This window comes from Ralstonia sp. TCR112, assembly GCF_007997035.1.
Lineage (GTDB): Bacteria > Pseudomonadota > Gammaproteobacteria > Burkholderiales > Burkholderiaceae > Ralstonia > Ralstonia edaphi.
On sequence record NZ_VOSS01000005.1, the window covers coordinates 23274 to 39000 of the forward strand.

The following is a 15727-nucleotide window of genomic DNA, read 5'->3' on the forward strand; positions in this document are numbered from 1 at the left end:
TCAACCTTTTTTGGATCGCGCTAGTCCTTTGCGCGAATTTTTTTCGAATCGGCGCTGTGACTGCGTAGCACGTCGATGAATTGCGTGAGCCCGTGCGTCGGATGCTTGTCCCGATGGCGCACGATCAGCAGCGGCCGGGCGATGCGCGGCAGGCCGCTGTTCACCTCGACCAGGCGGCCGTCACGCAACGCGTCGGCCACCACGTGGCGCGACAGGCAGCTAATGCCGTAGCCGGCAGCCACCGTGCGCTGGATGGCTTCGGAGTGCCCGAGTTCGAGCGCCACATGCAGCGGGCCGACCACCGAAGCGATGCGGCTGTCGACCAGTTCGCGCGTGCCGGAACCGGGTTCGCGCATCAGCCAGCCGGCTTCGCGCAGCGCTGCGTGCGAGGCCGGCTCCGTCCCTTGGGCGAGCGGGTGCCCCGGCGCCGCCACGATCACCATCTCGTCGTCGATCCATGTTTCGATTTCCAACGCCTCTCCGCGGCACGTGCCTTCGATCAGGCCGATGTCAACCTCGAAACGCTGCACGGCGTCGACCACGTCGTGCGTATTGCCGATCAGCACGTCGAGCTGGCTGTCGGGCGCGATCTCATGCCGGAAGCCGGCGAGCAGGGCGGGCAGCACATAGTTGCCGATCGTGCTGCTGGCCGCGAGCTTCAGGCGCACGTTCGGCTGGGCGGTCGCGTGTTCGAGCGCATCGGCGTGATCGAGCAGCGCTTGCGCTTGCGGCAGAAGCTGCCGGCCCAGCGCATTCAGGTGCAGGCGCCGCGCATGCCGGTCAAACAGCGGATGCCCGAGCGTGGATTCCAGTTCGGCCAGCGCTGCGCTAATGGCTGATTGCGACAGGCCAAGCGCTTCCCCGGCAGCGGTGGTCGTCTCACTCTGCGCGATGGCGGCGAACACGGCCCACTGCCGCAAGGTCACGCGAGGCGCTTTGTTATCCATAAAACTGGTTGAAATTACAAAAATTACCTGTTTTACATGTTATCACGGACTGCATATCGTTATGCGCATAACGAATAAGCAAGGCAGATGTGATGACGATTGCACAGAAACAGCTGGCGCCCCAGGGCATGGCAGCGGGCTTCGATGGGCGGACGCTCGCCAGCGTGGCGGTGTTGTTCGGGTTTGCGGGGGCGGCGGTGGCGCTTGGTGCAATGCCGTGGGCGGGGCATCTCGGCTTGAGCGCGCTGACGCTCGCTATTCTGCTCGGCATGGCCGTGGGCCATGTGCCGGGGCACCAGCGCTGGCTGACGCCGGGTGCGATCCAGTTTGCTCGCCATACGCTGCTGCGCGCGGGCGTGATTCTCTACGGCGCCCGGCTGACGCTGGCGCAGATCCAGGATCTGGGTACGTCAGGCGTGGTGATTCCCTTGGTGGTATTGGCCGCGACGATGCTGGCCGGTACGTGGATCGGCACGCGCTGGTTTCGCCTCACGCGTTCGCAGGCGGTGTTGGTGGCGGCGGGCAGTGCGGTGTGCGGAGCGGCGGCCGTGCTGGCCGTTGCCCCAGCGGTGAAGGCGTCGCCGCGCGAGACGGCTGTGGCGATTGCCAGCGTGGTGCTGTTCGGCACGATCGGCATCTTTCTGTATCCGTGGCTGTACGCGCTGGTTGCGCATGCCGGCGTGGCCATCACGCCCAAGCATTTTGGCGTCTACATCGGTTCGACAATGCACGAGGTCGCGCAGGTGATTGCCGCTGCGCGTCCGTTGGGCGACGACGCCACCAACGCAGCCGTCGTCAGCAAGATGGTGCGTGTGCTGGCGCTGGCTCCGTTGCTGGTGGTACTGGCGTGCACGACGCCTGCGGAAGGGCACACCTCAGCTTCGGCGTCTGCGGGCAATGCGCTTCGCAAAGCCGCCGGCCACGCCTGGAAGGCGATGCCCTGGTTTGCGGTGGGCCTGCTGATCGTGACGCTGCTGAATTCCGCCGGTGCGATCCCCGCTGCATGGCACGCCCCCATCGATGCCATCGACACCGCCATGCTGGCCTGCGCGATGTTTGCCATCGGCACGCAAACGCATGTGCCGATGCTGCTGAAGTCCGGTGTGCGTCCGCTGCTGTGCGCTGCCGTGTTGTGGGGCGGACTGGTGTGCGGCGGCGCCCTCATCAACGTGGGCGTGCGCTGGCTGGTAGGTTGATCGGGCGTCCGAAGCGGTGAGCGGGGGCGGCAAGTTCGCCTCCATGGCGTCCAAGTCGCATCCGATTGCCGACTTGTGCGCCGCGGCTTTTCATTCGTGCGCGGCCGCCTAGTATGAAGTCCTGTGTCTTCGACAAAGGGGCGACCATGCAAGCGCATCCCGTAGTCTCAAGAGATGAATGGCTCATCAAACGCCGGGCGCTGCTGGCCCGCGAGAAAGAAGTCATCCATTTGCGCGACGCCGTCAACGCCGAGCGGCAGGCGTTGCCGTGGGTCAAGGTCGATACGCAATACCTGTTCGAGTCGCCGGACGGCAGGAAGACGCTGGGCGAGCTGTTCGACGGCCGCAGCCAGTTGATGATCTACCACTTCATGTTCGGCCCCGACTGGGATGCGGGCTGCCCCGGATGCTCCTTCTTCTCCGACCATGTCAGCGGGATGCTCACGCATCTGAACCACCATGACGTGACATTCGTCGCCGTGTCGCGCGCGCCGATGGACAAAATCGCGGCGTACAAGAAGCGCATGGGCTGGCAATTCCCGTGGGTGTCGCCGTTCGGCACGACGTTCAACCACGACTATCGCGTGAGTTTCTCGCAAGACGAACTCGCCAGCGGCTCGGTCGACTACAACTACACGGCCACGCCCCGTGAACAAGCCCACGACGAACTGCCTGGGATGAGCGCGTTCTACAAGGACGAGGCCGGCAACGTCTTCCACACGTACTCGACGTATGCGCGCGGCTTGGAAGACATGGTGGGCACGCTGCTGCTGCTGGATCGCGCGCCGCTCGGCCGCAACGAGTCCGGCCCGATGTCATGGGTGCGCCGTCATGACGAATATGAAGACGCACCGAAAGCGCACGGCTGCTGCGCGACGTAAGGCACTCAAGCGGAAGAAGGAAGAAGCGGAGAGAGGGTTTGGTGCCCGGAGCCGGGATCGAACCGGCACGCGCCGATTAGGGCGCAGCGGATTTTAAGTCCGCGGTGTCTACCAATTTCACCATCCGGGCATGGGGATCGATGCAGACAATACACGCACCGATGCCACAAATGAAAACGCCCCGCACGAAGCGAGGCGTTTTGTTATTTTGGCTCCCCGACCTGGGCTCGAACCAGGGACCTACGGATTAACAGTCCGGCGCTCTACCGACTGAGCTATCGGGGAATCGCTGTAGCAGCGAAGAAATGAATTCTAGCTAGTTTCCGATCCGCCCGTCAACACCTTTTTTGCGATGCACGACAAAAAGTGTGTTGGGCAAGTTCGCCCAACGCGTTCAGCCGCGGTCGAGGTACTGCTCCTTGTCCTTCACGTCCTTCCAGTCGTCGGCGTCGGGCAAGGGTTGCTTGGTCTTGGTGATGGACGGCCAGCCGGCTTGCGCCAGCTCTGCATTGATGGCGATCCATTTCTGCTGATCGGCAGGCACGTCTTCTTCGGCGTAGATGGCGTTGACCGGGCATTCGGCCACGCAGACGGCGCAGTCGATGCATTCATCCGGATCAATCGTCAGGAAGTTCGGGCCTTCACGGAAGCAGTCGACGGGGCAGACGTCCACGCAGTCGGTGTACTTGCAGCGGACACAGCTTTCGGTAACGACGTGAGTCATTTCGCTTGGAAGTTGATGCTAGGAATTCGTGGGGGCGCGGTCACGGATGCTTGTGCGTTTCCATGCCGGCAATCCCGCATTGTAACGCACCGGCCGCGCCCGGCTGCTGTGCCATGGGCGCGCTGTCAGACAGTTTTGGCATGTGTTTATGCGTTGGCGCAAGGTTTGTCCAATCCGCTATTGCGCATGCTCGATCACCATCTGCACGCGCGTGATGCCGTTGAAGGTGTTGTTGTCGAGCCGGTAGGCCACATAGGCCGAGGCGCCCAGCGGCTCGGCGTGATTGAACCAGATCGCATCGAAATGCTGCTTGCCGCGGCCAAGCTTGAGCTTCAGGTGCTTGTCTTTCAGCACGGCCTGCGACAGCACATCGAACTCGCCGCAGAAGCTCGGCGCCGGAAAACCCTGACCCCAGACCTGGGTTTCGAGCAGCTCGACGAACTGCGGCGTGAAGCATTCGGGATCGGCTTCGCCATCGGTTTCGAGCACGCGCGAGAGCAGGGCTTCGGTCAGCCATTCGCGGCCGACGGCCTCGAAGGTGGCGACGAATGTATCGAAGCCGTCTTCGCGCAGCGTGAGCCCTGCCGCCATGGCGTGGCCGCCAAACTTGACGATCAGCCCTGGGCTGCGCTTGTGAACGGCGTCCAGCGCATCGCGCAGGTGGAAGCCGGGAATCGAGCGGCCTGAGCCCTTGATGACGCCATCGTCGCCGGGCGCGAAGGTGAAGACCGGGCGGTGAAACTTGTCCTTGATGCGCGACGCGACGATGCCGATCACGCCCTGGTGCCACGTCTCGTTGTAGACCGCGATGGTGTGGCGGCCGGAGCCGTCGAGGGCGTTCATGCTGTCGAGGATGGCGAGGGCTTCCTGCTGCATGCCGGCTTCGATCTCCCGGCGCTCGCGGTTCATGCCGTCGAGTTCGGCGGCGATCGACATGGCGCGGTCGTAGTCGTCGGTGAGCAGGCATTCGATGCCGAGGGACATGTCGGCCAGGCGGCCAGCGGCGTTCAGGCGCGGGCCGAGTCCGAAGCCGAGGTCGAACGTCGACGCGCGGCTTGCTTCGCGGCCGGCCACGCGGAACAGCGCGGCGATGCCCGGGCACATCCGCCCGGCGCGCATGCGCTTGAGGCCCTGCGCGACCAGCAGACGGTTGTTGGCGTCGAGCTTGACCACGTCGGCGACGGTGCCGAGCGCCACCAGATCGAGCAACGCATCAAGGCGCGGCTGATCCTGTGGCGTGAACACACCGCGCTTGCGCAGCTCCGCCCGCAGCGCCAGCAGTACGTAGAACATCACGCCGACACCCGCCAGGTTCTTGCTCGGGAAGCCACAGCCCGGCTGGTTCGGGTTGACGATCACCCGCGCCTCGGGCAACTGCGCGCCGGGCATGTGGTGGTCCGTCACGACCACGTCGATACCCAGCGCGTTGGCGGCCGCCACGCCCGCCACGTCGGCGATGCCGTTGTCGACGGTGACCAGCACGTCCGGCTTCTCGCGTGCGGCGAGCGCCACGATCTCGGGCGACAGGCCGTAGCCGTACTCGAAGCGGTTGGGGACGATGTAGCTGACCTGCGCGCCGAGCATGCGTAGGCCGCGCACGCCCACGGCGCAAGCGGTGGCGCCGTCGCAGTCGTAGTCGGCAATGATCAGCAGGCGCTTCTTGGCGGCGATGGCGTCGGCCAGGTAGCACGCCGCGTCGTCAATGCCCTTGAGTTGCGCGGGCGGCAGCAGGTCGGTCAGCTCGGTCGACAGTTCGTCGGGCCGCGCGACCCCGCGGGCGGCGAGGATGCGCGCGAGGACAGGATGGATGCCGTGGCCGGCCAGCGTGGTGGCGGCGTCAGGGGAATGCGAACGGACAGCGATGCGGGTCATGCGGAATCGGTTCAGGCGGGCTCAGGCAGGCTCAAGCGGCCATGGAAAGCGGGGACAGCGCGTCGCGCAAGGTGCGGGGGCGACTCAGTGGATGGCTCAAGCGGCGCAGCCACCCGAACGGGCCATTGGCCAGTTCGCGGCGCGTGACGCGGTAGTGGGCGTAATGCGAGTCGCCGGTCAGCACGAGCGAGACGGCGTCGATGCGGCCGTCGGCCAGCGCATCGGCGGCGGGGGTAAACCAGTCGCGATCGTAGGCGCGCAGCGTTTCGATCCAGTCGTACCAGTCGGCGGAAAGATAGGGCTTGCCGGCGTCGCCCAGCAGCACGGCGGCGCTCGTGTCGTCGAACGGCACCGCGGCCAAGGTTTCGGCGCACAGCTCGGTGGCGTTGCCGGCGTGGCATAAGCCTGCGAAGAACGGATCAGCGCCGATCATGCGCTCGGCAATGGGGCGGGTATCGACCAGCGCGCCCTGGCCGAATAGCCAGACCGAATTCACTAGCAGCAGGCCACGCGCCTCGCGTGCCTGATTGACGGGGTGGTCGTACCACGTCATCTGGATCTCGTTCTGGAACTTGCGCCAGGCGCGCTCCCGCTCGCCCTTGTGCATCCAGATGTCGATGTTGTGGCCGGTGGCGCGCTGCGGCGCGGCGGCAATGAGGTCGCCAAAGGGCGAATCGGCAACGTACCAGCGCGCGGCGTGCGTAGCATCGAGCGTGATCCCCATCTCGTCGACCAGGGGGGCGATGGCGGCGCGCAGGGCGTCGGCGTCGGCGGCTTCCAGGCGGAGCTGCGCTGGGTCGAGCATCACCAGATGGTCCCGGGCGGCGTGGATGTGGACCGGTTGCAGGCAGGCCCAGGTGCGCGTGTCGGCGGTGCCGCCGTCTGCCAGGCGCATGTACGGCGCGGACGGCAGCGGAGAAATGGGCAGCCCGGCGTGCTTGGCCAGCCAGCGCTCGTGCGGCAGCGTGGGCAGGTAGGCGTCGTCGTGGCGCTCGCGCTCGGCCTCGCGCGCACGTGCGAGCAACCTTTCCAGGCCCGGCAAGGTCAATTGACGGTAAGCGTCGTCGGCCACCTCGGCAGCGGGCGCGCAAAACGGGACAATCAGGGTGAGTTCAGGAATCATGGCTCCGAGATTGTAAACTTCCGGCTCGTCGGCCAGTGAGCCGGACAAATCACACCCACGGGGAACCCCCTTTGAAACTTCCATACGAATGGCAGATCGGCTGGCGGTATACACGCGCAAGCAAGCGCGCCAGCCGCAACAGCTTCATCTCTTTCATTTCGCTCATCTCCATGCTCGGCATTGCGCTGGGGGTGGCGGCGCTGATCATCGTGCTTTCGGTTATGAACGGCTTCCAGAAGGAAGTGCGGGACCGCATGCTCTCGGTGCTGGCGCATATCGAGGTGATGGCGCCGAACAGTCTGCCGGACTGGCAGCGTACCGCCAATGAGGCCATGCAGAACAAGGAAGTCATCGGCGCGGCGCCCTACGTGGGCGCGCAGGCCATGATCACGCACGACGAGGCGGTGCGCGGCGTGCTGCTGCGCGGGGTGTCGCCCGCCGACGAGCCGAAGGTGTCGGACATCGCCAAGGATTTCAAATCGGGCACGATCGACGATCTGAAACCCGGCGAATTCGGCATCGCCCTGGGCAGCCAGCTGGCCAACGGCCTGGGCGTGCATCAGGGGGACAAGGTCACGCTGGTGGCGCCGCAGGGCACCATCACGCCGGCGGGCGTGTTGCCGCGGCTGAAGCAGTTCACCGTGACGGGCATCTTCGAATCGGGCCACTACGAGTTCGACAGCTCGCTGGCGCTGGTCAACATGGAAGACGCCGAACGGCTGTTCCGCCTCGATGGCCCGACCGGCGTGCGGCTGAAGCTGGTCGACATGGACCGCGCCCCGCAGGTCGCCGAAGCCCTGTCGCGCACGTTGTCCGGCGAGCTGTACATTCGCGATTGGTCACGCCAGAACCGAAACTGGTTTGCCGCCGTGAAGACCGAAAAGAAGATGATGTTCATCATCCTTACGTTGATCATCGCCGTGGCGGCGTTCAACCTGGTGTCGACGCTGGTGATGACGGTGACGGACAAGCAGGCCGACATCGCCATCCTGCGCACCATGGGCGCACAGCCGGCGTCGATCATGAAGATCTTCATCGTGCAGGGTGTGGCGATCGGGTTTATCGGCACGTTGCTGGGCGTGGGCTTCGGCACGCTCATCGCTTACAACATCGACGTGATCGTGCCGTTCATCGAGCGTCTCTTCCACGTGCAATTCCTGCCGCGTGACATCTATTTCATCAGCGAACTGCCCTCGGACCCCCGCGTGAACGACATTGCGACCATTGGCGTCATTTCCTTCATCCTCGCGTCGGTGGCGACGCTGTATCCAAGCTGGCACGCCTCGCGCGTGAACCCGGCGGAGGCGCTGCGCTATGAGTGAGGCCGTCATGACTTCCATGGAAGCGCCGGCCGCGGCGCCGCAGGGTGTGGTGGTGCAGGCCGAAGGGCTGTCCAAGTCGTTCCGCCAGGGCGGCCTGAACGTCGACGTGCTCAAGGGTGTGGACATCCGCATCGGCGTAGGCGAGAAAGTCGCCATCGTCGGCGCGTCGGGCTCGGGCAAAAGCACGCTGCTGCATGTGCTGGGCGGGCTGGACGAGCCGACGTCGGGCCGCGTCTCGCTGCTCGGCAAGCCGTTCACAGCCATGAAGGAGCGCGAGCGCAATATGCTGCGCAACCAGGCGCTCGGCTTCGTCTATCAGTTCCACCATCTGCTGCCCGAATTCACGGCGCTGGACAATGTCGCAATGCCGCTGCGTATCCGCGGCGTGGAAGAGGCGCAAGCGCGCCACACCGCACAGGCGATGCTCGAACGTGTGGGTCTTGGCCCGCGCACGGCACACCGTCCGGGCGAGCTGTCCGGCGGCGAGCGCCAGCGCGTGGCGATTGCGCGCGCGCTCGTCGGGTCTCCGGCTTGCGTGCTGGCTGACGAGCCCACCGGCAATCTCGACGATCACACCGCCGGTGAAGTGTTTGACCTGATGCTGGAACTCACGCGCACGCTGGGCACGAGCTTTGTCATCGTCACGCACGATATTGAACTGGCCGGCCGTTGCGACCGCATCTTCCGCCTGCGGGAGGGCCATCTGCACCAGGAGCGCTGAGCCGGGCGGCATGATCGGAAAAGGCGGATTCCAGAACGCTTCGCTTTCCGGTACGTTGCCGCCTTTCCCAACGCCGAACTGACCATGTGGATCGACACCCATTGCCACCTCGATGCCAGCGACTTTGATGCCGACCGTGATGCGGTCGTCGCACAGGCGCGTGCGACGGGCGTCAATCACATCGTCGTGCCGGCGGTGGCACGCTGGAATTTCGACACGGTGCGGGCGCTGGCACATCGGCATGCCGGCTGCACTTATGCGCTGGGCGTCCATCCGATCTACGCTGCGCAGGCCAGCGACGACGATCTGCTGGAGCTGCGCCGCCAGGTCGCCGCGTCAATGGACGACCCGCGTTTCGTGGCCGTTGGCGAAATCGGTCTCGATTTCTTCATTCCCGATTACGACGTTGAACGGCAGAGCGCCGTGTTCCGCGCCCAGCTGCGCATCGCGCGCGAATTCGATCTGCCTGTGCTGATGCACGTGCGCAAGTCGCAGGATCAGGTGTGGAGCGCCGCCGCCAAGGCGGGCGTGCGCGGCATTGCGCATGCGTTCAACGGCAGCCCGGAACAGGCGCGTCGCTTTGTCGATTCCGGCTTCAAGCTCGGGTTTGGCGGCGTCTTCACCTTCTCCCGCGCCCACCGCGTGCGCCGGCTGGCGCAGGAGATGCCGATCGAGTCGATCGTGCTGGAAACCGACGCGCCCGACCTGGCCCCCGCCTGGCTTGCCGACGACCAGTTTGGCGAGCAGGGCGCCGTGCGCAATGCGCCCACGGAAGTCGCCCGCATTGCCGACGCAATGGCGCAACTGCGCGGCATCTCCATCGACGCGCTGGCCGACCAGGCGCGCCGCAACAGCATCGACGCCATTCCCCGCCTGGCAGCGCTCCTGCAAGCCTGACGCTCGCACATGCGTCTCGGGTTGATCGGCTTTGTTGCCGGCTGTGTTGCATTGCAGATGCAGGCGACGCTGCCGCCGGTGTGGCTGCCGCTTGGCGTGCTGGTGCTCTGTCTGTCGCTCGCGGCTGTCACGCGGCGTCGGCCAATACTGTTTCCCGTGTTGCTCGTCGCCAGCACCATCGCCGCGGGCTTTGGCTGGAGCAATTGGCGTGCGCAGCAGCGCATGGCCGTGGCGCTCAGCCCCGCGTGGGAAGGCAAGGACATCATCGCGACCGGCGTTGTGGCCGAGCTGCCGCAGACCGGTGATGACGCCACGCGTTTTCTCTTCCACATCGAATCCAGCAATGCGGGTGATGCCGTGCCGCCCCGCGTGCGCCTGTCCTGGTATGGCGCACGGACGTGGGGCAATGTGGGGGAGGAAGATGCAAAGCCAGACCGACGTGCCGGCATCCCCGATCTGCAGCCCGGCCAACGCTGGCAACTGACGCTGCGCCTGAAGCGCCCGCACAGCCTGATCAACCCGGGCGGCTTCGACGGCGAATACGCGATGCTCGCCGACAACATCCGTGCGGTCGGCTATGTGCGGACAGGCAAGCGCGCACAGAACATCGCGCTGGATGGGGCGGGCACTGGTTTCGGGATTGGCGTGGAGCGCTGGCGGGCCAGCGTGCGACGCCACATCCTCGATGCCTTGCCCGATGCGGGCTACGCGGCGGTCATCGTCGCCCTGGTGGTGGGCGACCAGAGCGGCATCGCCCGCGACGACTGGGACCTGTTCCGCCGCACCGGCATCAGCCACCTCGTCAGCATTTCCGGGCTGCACATCACCATGATCGCCGGGCTGTTTGCAGCGTTGTGGATGGCGCTGTGGCGTCGCTCGTTCGGGCTGACGCGCCGGCTCCGCGTGCCATTGCCGCTACGCATGCCGGCTCCACGCGCAGGCGCCATCGCAGCAATGCTTGCAGCGTTCGGCTACTGCCTGCTCGCTGGGATGGGCGTGCCGGCACAGCGCACGCTCCTGATGTTGTCTACCGTGGCCATCGCCCGGCTGACGGATCGCAATGTGCCGGCCAGCCTCTCGCTGTGCTGGGCGGCGGCCGTGGTGGCGGTGGTGGACCCGTGGGCGGTCATGTCGGCGGGGTTCTGGCTGTCGTTCGGAGCGGTGGCGATCATCTTCATCGCCGCGCAGATGGCGCTCGATGGTCGGGCCAATGATGGCAAAACAGATAGCTGGATCGAGCGCAGCCGGAGGGCAATGGCGGGCGCTACGCGGATCCAGTTTGCCGTCACGTTCGGCCTGTTGCCGTTGACCTTGCTCTTGTTCCAGCAGACCTCGGTCGTCTCCACGGCGGCCAATGGGCTGGCGATTCCCTCGGTGAGTTTTGTGACGACGCCGTTGGCGCTGATCGGGGCGGCGCTCCCGGAGCCACTGGCGCAGCCCGTGCTGATGTTGGCCGAAGCGAGCTTCCGCTGGCTCGTCATCTGGCTTGAATGGCTGGCGACGCCGCGCTGGTCAGTCTGGGTTGCGCCGGTTGCGCCCATGTGGGCGTTGCTGCTGTCGATGGTTGGCGCGGCGCTTTTGCTGGTGCCGGGCGGCATGCGCGCCTGGGCATGGCGCGCCCAGGGTGCCTTGCTCCTCTTGCCCCTGGTGCTGGCGCGCGTGCCGTTGCCATCGCCTGGCGAATTCCGGCTCGTCGCGTTCGACATCGGCCAGGGCGCTGCGGCGTTGGTCGAAACGGCTAACCATCGCCTCTTGTTCGATACCGGCCCGCGCTACAGCGACCACGCGGATGCCGCAGGGCGCGTCATCACGCCCTATCTGCGCGCCCATGGGGTGGATACGCTTGACGCGCTTGTTGTCAGCCATGAAGACAGCGACCACGCTGGTGGCACCGAAACGGTGATCGGTGCGGTGCCGGTGCGCACCATGTTGGCGTCTTTGCCTCCAGGGCATGCTTTGCGCGGCGTGGCCGACGAGAACCGGATCCGCTTTGTCGACTGTTTGGCGGGGCAAGCATGGACATGGGACGGTGTTGTCTTTGAGGTGCTGCACCCGCGCCGCCTGCCGGAGCAACGCGAGCGCGTGTCCAGCAACGCCCGCAGTTGCGTACTGCGTATTGCCAATGGCCGCCACGCCGCTTTGCTGACCGGTGATATCGAAGCCGCCCAGGAAAGCGCGCTTGTCGCGGCAGAAACGCCTGAGCGCCTGATGGCAGACATCTTGCTTGTGCCTCATCACGGCAGCAAGACAAGCTCCAGCGGCGCGTTCTTGGACGCGGTTTCTCCGCAGGTGGCGGTTTTCCAGGTCGGCTACCGCAATCGGTACGGACATCCGCATCCGCAGGTTTGGCAGCGCTACGTAGCGCGCGACATCGACGGTTTGCGCACGGACAAGACCGGTGCCGTCGTCATTCAGACCGACGGCGATGTGCTGGACATCCAGACCGCGCGCACCATGCGGCCGCGGTACTGGTCTTCCGCACAGGAAGTGGAACCCCTGGCAACGGCCCCCGGCGCCCTCGACGCCCAGCCGTGAAAACTTGGTGGCACAACGGGTTGGCCCCATTGTGGGGTTCAAAACCGCTGTGCTATAAAAACCACGTGCCGCGTACATCGCGCGGCGCCGTCAGGGGAGAAAAGGCATGGCAGTCCGGTTCTATGATGAAATGCTCAACTGGCATGACGGGGACCGCAGCCCCCATGCCGCCGAACCGGCCCCGGCAGCGCTCGTCCAGCAGGGCGAGGTTCGTAGCCACTACGGACGTTTCGCCGAATGGCTGGGCGCACAGTCGGCCACGACGCTGCAGAACAAGCGCGCCGAGGCAGACCTGATCTTCCGCCGCGTCGGCATCACCTTTGCCGTCTACGGCGACAAGGACGAATCGAACAGCGGCACCGAACGTACGATCCCGTTCGACATCATTCCGCGCATCTTCCCGGCGAGCGAATGGGCGAAGCTCGAGCGCGGGTTGCGGCAGCGCGTCGATGCACTGAACCGCTTCCTGCACGACATCTATCACGAGCAGAACATCCTTCGCGCCGGTGTCATCCCGCCCGACCAGATCTACAACAACGCCCAATACCGCCCGGACATGCTTGGCGTGGACGTGCCGCGCGACATCTATGCGCACGTGGCGGGCATTGACATCGTGCGCGCGGGCGAGGGCGAGTTCTACGTGCTGGAAGACAACCTGCGCGTGCCCTCCGGTGTGTCGTACATGCTGGAAAACCGCAAGATGATGATGCGGCTGTTTCCGGAGTTGTTCGCACGCAATCGTGTGGCGCCCGTCGCGCATTACCCCGACATGCTGCTCGACATGCTGCGCAGTGTGTCGCCGCAGAACATCGCCGACCCGACGGTGGTGGTGCTCACGCCGGGCATGTACAACTCGGCGTATTTCGAGCATGCGTTCCTGGCCCAGCAGATGGGCGTTGAGCTGGTGGAGGGCCACGACCTGTTCGTGCAGGACGACCATCTCTACATGCGCACGACGCAGGGTCCGCAGCGCATCGACGTCATCTACCGCCGTGTGGACGACGACTTCCTCGATCCGCTTGTGTTCCGGCCGGATTCTTCGTTGGGCGCCGCGGGGCTGCTGTCGGTCTATCGCGCCGGCAACGTCACCATCTGCAACGCCATCGGCACCGGCGTGGCAGACGACAAGTCGATCTATCCGTATGTGCCGGACATGATCCGTTTCTACCTCGGCGAGGAACCGGTCCTCAATAACGTGCCGACGTACATGTGCCGCCGGCCGGACGACCTGCAATACGTGCTCGACCACATGGGCGAGCTGGTGGTCAAGGAGACGCACGGCGCGGGCGGCTACGGCATGCTGGTCGGCCCGGCTGCCACGCAGGAGGAGATCGCGGCTTTCCGCGAGGTGGTGAAGGCCCGCCCCGATCAGTACATCGCGCAGCCTACCTTGCGCTGTCGACGTGCCCGACGTATGTGGAAGCCGGTATCGCGCCGCGCCATATCGATCTGCGGCCGTTCGTGCTGTCCGGCAAGGACGTGCGCATGGTGCCCGGCGGCCTCACGCGCGTGGCGTTGCGGGCCGGCTCGCTGGTGGTCAACTCATCGCAGGGCGGTGGTACGAAGGACACCTGGGTGCTGGAGCGCTGAGCGCTCGCGCTGTGTCGCAACTGGCAGTCGATCAATCGCATATCGAATTCGTAGAAGGGAACGCCATGCTCAGCCGCACCGCAGACCACCTTTTCTGGATGGCGCGCTACACCGAACGCGCCGAGAACACCGCCCGCATGCTCGACGTGAACTACCAGACCTCGCTGATGCCGCAATCGGCGGAAGTGGCGGAGCAGGGCTGGTGGGCGATGCTCGATATTTCCGAGCTCACGCGAGTTTTTGCCGACCGCTACGGCTTGCTTTCGCGCGACGACGTGATTGACTTCATGGTGCGCGACATGACCAACCCGTCGTCGATCATGAGCTGCCTGCGCGGCGCGCGCGAGAACGCCCGAGCCGTGCGTGGCTCGCTCACAACCGAGGTGTGGGAAACCATCAACACCACGTGGCTCGACGTGCAGCGCCTGATTGCCGAAGGCATGCTGCGCGAGGATCCGTCGCAATTCTTCGAGTGGGTGAAGTTCCGCTCGCATCTGTCGCGCGGCGTGCAGGTCGGCACCATGTTGACCGACGACGCGTTCCACTTCATGCGCCTGGGCACGTTTCTGGAGCGCGCCGATAACACGGCGCGGCTGCTTGACGTGAAATTCCAGTCCACGCCCACGCGCGATGAAGCCGCTGCAGAGCAGGGCGACTTCTATCACTGGGCGGCCACGCTGCGCTCCGTGTCGGGCTTCGAGGTCTACCGCAAGATCTATCGAAACGTCATCACGCCGACGCGCGTGGCGGAGCTGCTGATTCTGCGCAGCGACATGCCGCGTTCGCTGCTGGCCAGCATGGACGAGGTGGTTGCGATTCTTTCGACCGTGCGCAACAGCCAATCGGCGGAGACCGAGCGCCGCGCTGGTAAACTGCACGCCGACCTGCGGTACGCCCGCATCGAAGATATTTTTGCGGTCGGCCTCCATGCCTGGCTGACCAACTTCCTGGAGCGGATCGGCGACCTGGGCAACGGCATCAGCCAGGATTTCCTGGTGCCGCTCGAGGTGGCGTGACGTGCAGGACATTGTGCATACATCGGGGCGCTGCTTTCGGGTGGCGCCCGTGTCATCGTGAAATACCAAATTCGACATACGACGGTCTACCGTTATGCCGAGCCGCTGCGCCACAGCGTGCACGAGTTGCGGCTGACGCCTCGCAGCGGTGAGCTGCAGCAGGTAGACAGCTGGCAGATCCACGCCCCCGGCAACCTCACGCGCGCCACCGACGGTTTCGGCAACGTCGTCCATCACTTCACGCTGGGCAACCGTACGGAAGACGTGATCATCGACGCGCGCGGCATTGTCGAGGCGTTTCCTTCGGGCTCGCCGGGCAGCCAGCGGTTTGTCGATGCGCCCGGGGAAGGGCGCTATCGCGTTTCGCCGCTGTATTTCCTGAGCGCCACGCCGCTGACTTCCGCGCCGCCTGAGATGATCGCCTTTGCGCGCGAGCACGCACTGGTGCCCGGCGACGCAGAATCTGCAGTGCGCCTGGCGCATGCCATTGCCACCCGCGTGCGTTACAAACCGAACACCACCCATGTCGGCACGACGGCTGCGGAGGCGTTTGGCCTGGGCACCGGCGTATGCCAGGACCAGGCACAAGTGATGGTCGCATGCTGCCGGGCCCTGGGTGTACCGGCACGCTATGTCAGCGGCTATTTCCATGCGGTGGGGGAAGAAGACCTCGCCAGCCACGCCTGGGCAGACGTCTGCCTCGATGCCGAATCGCACACGTGGTGCAGCATCGACGTCACCCACCAATGCTTTACCGATGCGCGCCACATCCGCTTGGCAGTTGGCCGCGACTATCAGTCCGCCGCACCGGTTCGCGGCGTGCGGCAGGGCGGAGGTGCCGAGACACTCGACGTCAGCATCTCCATTGAACCGCTGCCCGCCGACGCCGGAGTGAGCTGAGCT

General features: G+C 65.3%; 12 protein-coding genes, 2 tRNA genes and 1 pseudogene. 9 read left to right on the plus strand and 6 right to left on the minus strand.

Annotated elements, in window-relative coordinates; all coding sequences use genetic code 11:
- Window positions 1–20: 20 nt before the first annotated feature.
- A complete protein-coding gene (locus tag FUT88_RS02015) occupies window positions 21–947 on the minus strand; it encodes a LysR family transcriptional regulator (protein WP_147213595.1) in 927 nt (308 codons plus the stop codon).
- Window positions 948–1039: 92 nt separating this feature from the next.
- Between FUT88_RS02015 and FUT88_RS02020 the strand changes: the two genes are divergently transcribed.
- Window positions 1040–2143 carry a YeiH family protein gene (locus FUT88_RS02020; RefSeq protein WP_147213596.1) on the plus strand — a complete coding sequence of 368 codons (1104 nt, stop codon included), beginning with the start codon at window positions 1040–1042 and terminating at the stop codon, window positions 2141–2143.
- A gap of 146 nt (window positions 2144–2289) precedes the next feature.
- Window positions 2290–3024: a DUF899 domain-containing protein gene (locus FUT88_RS02025; protein WP_147213597.1), complete on the plus strand. Its 735-nt coding sequence runs from the start codon at window positions 2290–2292 to the stop codon at window positions 3022–3024.
- Window positions 3025–3063: 39 nt separating this feature from the next.
- Here FUT88_RS02025 and FUT88_RS02030 read toward each other — a convergent pair.
- The 5 genes from FUT88_RS02030 to FUT88_RS02050 all read right to left on the minus strand — a co-directional run bounded on the left by FUT88_RS02030 (window position 3064) and on the right by FUT88_RS02050 (window position 6743).
- Window positions 3064–3154, minus strand: a tRNA-Leu gene (locus FUT88_RS02030).
- Between the two features lie 79 nt (window positions 3155–3233).
- Window positions 3234–3309 (minus strand) — tRNA-Asn (locus tag FUT88_RS02035).
- 109 nt (window positions 3310–3418) lie between these two features.
- Window positions 3419–3748, minus strand: coding sequence for a ferredoxin FdxA (fdxA, locus tag FUT88_RS02040; protein ID WP_009238498.1), 330 nt, complete (start codon window positions 3746–3748; stop codon window positions 3419–3421).
- A 177-nt stretch (window positions 3749–3925) separates the two neighbouring features.
- Entirely contained in the window at window positions 3926–5620 is a 1695-nt protein-coding gene (recJ, locus tag FUT88_RS02045; RefSeq protein WP_147213598.1) for a single-stranded-DNA-specific exonuclease RecJ, read from the minus strand.
- 31 nt (window positions 5621–5651) lie between these two features.
- Window positions 5652–6743: a hypothetical protein gene (locus FUT88_RS02050; protein ID WP_147213599.1), complete on the minus strand. Its 1092-nt coding sequence runs from the start codon at window positions 6741–6743 to the stop codon at window positions 5652–5654.
- A gap of 71 nt (window positions 6744–6814) precedes the next feature.
- Between FUT88_RS02050 and FUT88_RS02055 the strand changes: the two genes are divergently transcribed.
- From FUT88_RS02055 to FUT88_RS02085, 7 genes and pseudogenes are all read left to right on the plus strand, one after another.
- Entirely contained in the window at window positions 6815–8065 is a 1251-nt protein-coding gene (locus tag FUT88_RS02055; protein ID WP_147213600.1) for a lipoprotein-releasing ABC transporter permease subunit, read from the plus strand.
- Complete coding sequence (lolD, locus tag FUT88_RS02060) at window positions 8058–8786, plus strand: lipoprotein-releasing ABC transporter ATP-binding protein LolD (protein WP_102065038.1); 729 nt, start codon at window positions 8058–8060, stop codon at window positions 8784–8786. Before FUT88_RS02055 ends, lolD begins: the two co-directional genes overlap by 8 nt.
- An 84-nt stretch (window positions 8787–8870) precedes the next feature.
- The gene (locus FUT88_RS02065) at window positions 8871–9683 is read left to right on the plus strand and encodes a TatD family hydrolase (RefSeq protein ID WP_147213601.1); all 813 of its coding nucleotides are present in this window, start codon (window positions 8871–8873) and stop codon (window positions 9681–9683) included.
- A 9-nt stretch (window positions 9684–9692) separates the two neighbouring features.
- The gene (locus tag FUT88_RS02070) at window positions 9693–12218 is read left to right on the plus strand and encodes a DNA internalization-related competence protein ComEC/Rec2 (protein ID WP_147213602.1); all 2526 of its coding nucleotides are present in this window, start codon (window positions 9693–9695) and stop codon (window positions 12216–12218) included.
- A gap of 106 nt (window positions 12219–12324) precedes the next feature.
- Window positions 12325–13808, plus strand: a pseudogene (locus FUT88_RS02075) (circularly permuted type 2 ATP-grasp protein).
- 65 nt (window positions 13809–13873) lie between these two features.
- Window positions 13874–14824 carry an alpha-E domain-containing protein gene (locus FUT88_RS02080; RefSeq protein ID WP_147213603.1) on the plus strand — a complete coding sequence of 317 codons (951 nt, stop codon included), beginning with the start codon at window positions 13874–13876 and terminating at the stop codon, window positions 14822–14824.
- 57 nt (window positions 14825–14881) lie between these two features.
- Window positions 14882–15724 carry a transglutaminase N-terminal domain-containing protein gene (locus FUT88_RS02085; protein WP_147213604.1) on the plus strand — a complete coding sequence of 281 codons (843 nt, stop codon included), beginning with the start codon at window positions 14882–14884 and terminating at the stop codon, window positions 15722–15724.
- Window positions 15725–15727 lie beyond the last annotated feature (3 nt).